Here is a 416-nt window from a genome sequence, read left to right on the forward strand (position 1 = left end):
GTAATCTCTGTCGCCAACTCTGTAATGCGCAAAGCATGCAAGAGGGGTGATAAATTGCAGAGCTACTCTCCTGTTTTCAAGAGTGAAGTAGGATTGGGTGATTCTAACTCCATCACATCCAACAGCTCCGCTTTAGACCAAGTCTAGCCAAACCGTTTATGCACAAATGAAGAATATTTCTACCCTTCCATTATACCAAAATTCCAGACAAGTTGACCTTGTCTGGAATAAAAACTCTACTCTGGCACTACAACCTTCAACCGAATATCTGTCGGCTGTAGAACTTTTTGAACCTGCACAAGGAAAGCAAGACCATTGTCTGATGGAGCATACTGGAAAGTCAGATTGATAACTTTTTCTGTAAAGTCATCCCCGTAGCTGTCCACATACTGCTTGCTTTCGATAAAGTGGATGTA

1 protein-coding gene is annotated in these 416 nt (G+C 42.1%); it reads right to left on the reverse strand.

Going from position 1 to position 416, the window contains the following annotated elements:
- Positions 1–236: 236 nt before the first annotated feature.
- Positions 237–416 (reverse strand): DUF6572 domain-containing protein (locus C1E58_RS10115; RefSeq protein WP_330848257.1); only part of this gene is annotated, 180 nt, incomplete at its 5' end.

Origin of the sequence: Streptococcus suis, assembly GCF_002964575.1 — a bacterium.
Taxonomy (GTDB): Bacteria; Bacillota; Bacilli; order Lactobacillales; family Streptococcaceae; genus Streptococcus; species Streptococcus suis_R.